Genomic DNA, 3,960 nt, shown 5'->3' on the forward strand with positions numbered 1-3,960 from the left:
GAGATGTGTATAAGAGACAGTATTCGCCCAACAACAAGCCGATCTGAAATTTGGTAAACCATGGGGCGCATTGGATGAGTATCAGCAAACTCAACTGCGATCGCATGTTTATAAGACGATTATTAAAGACTTGTGGATCGGGACATTTCACGGCTTATTTAGTAAAGTTTTACGATTTGATATTGACAAATATCAAGATGAGAAAGGACGCACTTGGAATAGGAATTTCTCGATTTTCGATGATAGTGACTGTCAGGGGCTAGTCAAGCAGATTGTTGTCAAGCAATTAGATTTAGACGACAAGAAGTTCGAGCCGCGTAACGTTCGCTATGCAATTAGTACTGCCAAAAATCAGGGTTTATCGCCAGATGAATATAGCAAGCAGCAAAATGATTACCGAGGCAGAGTGATCTCGGATGTGTACAAACACTATCAAGATGCGCTGTGTGCGAATAATGCCCTCGACTTTGACGATTTATTATTAGTCCCCGTCCAACTATTTCGTCAAAATGCCCAAGTTTTAGATTATTGGCATCGCAAATTCCGACATATATTAGTCGATGAATATCAAGATACCAATCGCACCCAATACGATCTGATTCAACTATTAGTTACTAATGGTGTCGATAGTAAAATATTTGACGCATGGGAACATCGATCGATCTTTGTGGTTGGCGATGCCGATCAATCTATCTATTCATTCCGCGCGGCAGATTTTACGATTCTGATGAATTTTCAGGACGATTTCGGCGATAGTATGCCCGACGATCGAACTGAGACGATGGTGAAGTTAGAAGAAAACTATCGATCGCGCGAGAATATTTTAGCTGCTGCCAATCATTTAATCCAACATAATACCCAACGGATCGATAAAATTCTTAAAGCCACGCGCGGCGAAGGCGAACCGATCTTCTTGTATAAAGCCGATAATGAGATCGATGAAGCTGAATTTGTCGTTGGGCAAATTCGCAAACTCTTACGCGAAAATCCCGAACTAAACTACGGTAATTTTGCTGCGTTGTACCGGACGAATGCCCAGTCGAGACCGATTGAAGATGCCTTTGTCCGATCGCAAATTCCGTATACAATTGTCGGTGGCTTAAAGTTCTACGATCGGCGAGAAATTAAAGATATCGTTGCCTATTTACGGGCGATCGCCAATCCTAGCGATACCGTTAGTTTGCTGCGCGTGATTAATACCCCCAGACGTGGCGTCGGACAAACCACGATCGATAATCTCCAAAATGCCGCACAGCAATTAGGCGTTCCGTTATGGGAAATCTTAAATGATGAAACTTCAGTTAAAACTGTCGCAGGACGATCGTCAAAAGGCGTACTAAATTTTGCCGAAATTATTAATAAGTGGCGGAGCGAAGCCGAAACGCGTCCGGTGGTGGACATCGTGACGGGCATTGTCGAAGATACTGGTTACGTCCACGAGTTGCAAACGCAAGGTACAGATGAAGCTCTAGAACGCATTCAAAACGTCCAAGAATTAGTCAACGCGACGATTCAATTTCAAGAAGAAAATGATGCGCCAACTCTCGAAGCTTATTTAGCCAGTGCCGCTCTAAGTTCCGATCTGGATAATCTTCAAGAAGGTAAAGAAGCCGTCTCTCTGATGACATTACACGCGTCGAAAGGACTAGAATTTCCAATCGTGTTTCTAGTGGGATTAGAAGCAGGATTATTCCCAAGCTTTCGATCGCTCAACGATCCGATGGCGGTTGAAGAAGAACGCCGTTTGTGCTACGTGGGCATCACTCGCGCGCAAGAAATGTTATATCTATCTCACGCCCGCGAACGTCGCTTGTATGGCTCTAGAGAACCCGCCCTTCGATCGCAATTTATCGGAGAGTTACCACCAGAATTACTTAATAGCAACCTGCGTACCAAAGTCAAAGCTCAAACACCCGATCGTACTTCACCCAAAGATCCCAAAACTGTCGGTAAAACTCATGCGCAAACTACAGGTTGGCGCGTTGGCGATCGCGTGATTCACCGCAGTTTTGGAGTGGGGCAAATTTCTCATGTATTTGGGACTGGAAATAAACAATCGATCGCCATTAAATTTCCCAATCTCGGTCAAAAGATTGTCGATCCTAAGATTGCTGGACTCCAGAAAATTGAATGAGAAAATTATCGATCCTTCGATCGATATTTAGCGAGGGAGTTGCTCGATCGCTTTCATAATCCGATTGTAGTCGGCCATTTGCCCTTGCTGCTTAAATAGTTCTGCTGACTTGCGTAAATCTGCCAAACCCTGTTTGTTGTTACCTAATTGCAGCCAAGCGATACCACGATTGGCGTAGGCTTGGGCAAAGGCAGGTTTAAGGGAGATCGTGCGATTGGCATCTTCGATCGCGCCTTTATGGTCGCCGAGTTGATATTTGGCAAACCCCCGCACGAAGTAGCCTTCGGGGAGATTGGGGTTAGCGGCGAGCGCGCGATTGGAGTACTCGATCGCAGCTTTGTTATCGCCTAACTGGAGCTTGGCAACGCCAATATTACTGTAGGCTTGGGCGAGATTTGGTTTGAGCGCGACACCGCGCTCAAAATCCGGGATCGATGCTTGATTGTTCCCCAGCCGAAGATTGGCCAAACCGCGATTGATATAGGCTTCGGCTAATTTAGAATCGATCGCCAGCGCGCGATTGGCATCTTCGATCGCTCCCTGTTGGTCGCCTAATTCCGACTTAGCTAGACTGCGATTGGAATAAGCGATCGGTAGTTTAGGATCGAGCGCGAGCGCGCGATTGCTATCCTCAATGACACCTTTATTATCGCCGATCTTGAATTTAGCCAGACCGCGATTGACATAAGCCAGCGCAAATTTAGGATCGAGCGCAATGGCACGATTGGTATCCTCGATCGCGCCTTGAGGATTGCCTAACTCGGCTCTGGCATAGGCTCGATTGGAGTAAGCTTGGGGATATTTAGGATTGAGGGCGATACTCTTGGTGTAGTCATCAGCCGCACCTTGCTTGTCGTCGAGTTGAAACTTGGCTACCCCGCGTATATAGTAAAGTCGCGCATTGTTGGAGTCGATCGCGATCGCTCGATCGGCCTGAGTTAACATCCCACGATAGTTACCTTTGCTCTCTTCGAGGATGGCGTTAGCTAAGTAATCCTCGACGGGTTTGGGTTTGGCGGCGACTGTCGTCCGTGCGTAACCATCAATTCCGGCTGTGGCGGCGAGCTTGGCAAAAGTATTGATAGTAATGCCCAGATTGTATCCAGTCTTGACGCGCACATTGTCATTGGCCGTCGTTTGGAGCTTGGTATCGATATCGCCTTGACCGTGGATGGCGATTAACTCGCCGCGTTCGTTCCAAACGGGGCCGCCACTTTGTCCCGGCAACGTATTATTGCTGTAGATTAGCGAATAGCCTTTGCCCTGTTGCTTATTAGGGGGGTTGGCAACCACATCCCCTTTGACGATCGCAAACACGGAGGTATTAATCGCCGACGATAATGGAAACCCAGACACATAAACGGTTTCAGTTGCTTCGACGCGATCGGAGTTGTCAATTAGCTTGGCAATCGGATAACTTTTGTTGCTGGTAAAGGTAACTGCTGCTAAATCGACATTATTGGGAAAAGTTTTGATCTGGCCGATTTGATACTTAGTATCATCTGAAGTCGTAAGTTGGCAGCCACTCTTTCTAAAATTATGTGCCACCGTCAGCACTGTATAAGTATTGCCATTTTTGCGAATGATTACCCCCGAACCAAAGTCGCACCCGGTAATCTGTACGGTGGTTTGTTTGGCAATCCTCTGGATCTCGACTGGTGATAGTGCTACCGCAGGTGAAACGGAGCTGACTAAAGCGATCGCAAATAGTCCGCCAGAGGTCATCGATCCCAGCAGTGCAGTCGGCAACAAATAGTTTTTCATCTTCAGCAAAAATATCCGATCGACACAATATTAACCTAAGTTGCTAGTTATGAGTGGGGGAG

At 46.6% G+C, this 3,960-nt stretch carries 2 protein-coding genes; one reads left to right on the forward strand and one right to left on the reverse strand.

All coding sequences use genetic code 11. The features are described 5' to 3' along the window. Window positions 1-70: 70 nt before the first annotated feature. Complete coding sequence (locus tag C7B77_RS25475; RefSeq protein WP_245894410.1) at window positions 71-2,134, forward strand: 3'-5' exonuclease; 2,064 nt, start codon at window positions 71-73, stop codon at window positions 2,132-2,134. Between the two features lie 27 nt (window positions 2,135-2,161). On the opposite strand, the gene C7B77_RS25480 is transcribed toward C7B77_RS25475, so the two are convergent. After that, on the reverse strand, window positions 2,162-3,898 hold the full coding sequence (locus C7B77_RS25480) for a serine protease (RefSeq protein WP_106311563.1): 1,737 nt from the start codon (window positions 3,896-3,898) through the stop codon (window positions 2,162-2,164). Window positions 3,899-3,960: the final 62 nt, after the last annotated feature.

Source organism: Chamaesiphon polymorphus CCALA 037 (genome assembly GCF_003003845.1).
GTDB lineage: Bacteria > Cyanobacteriota > Cyanobacteriia > Cyanobacteriales > Chamaesiphonaceae > Chamaesiphon > Chamaesiphon polymorphus.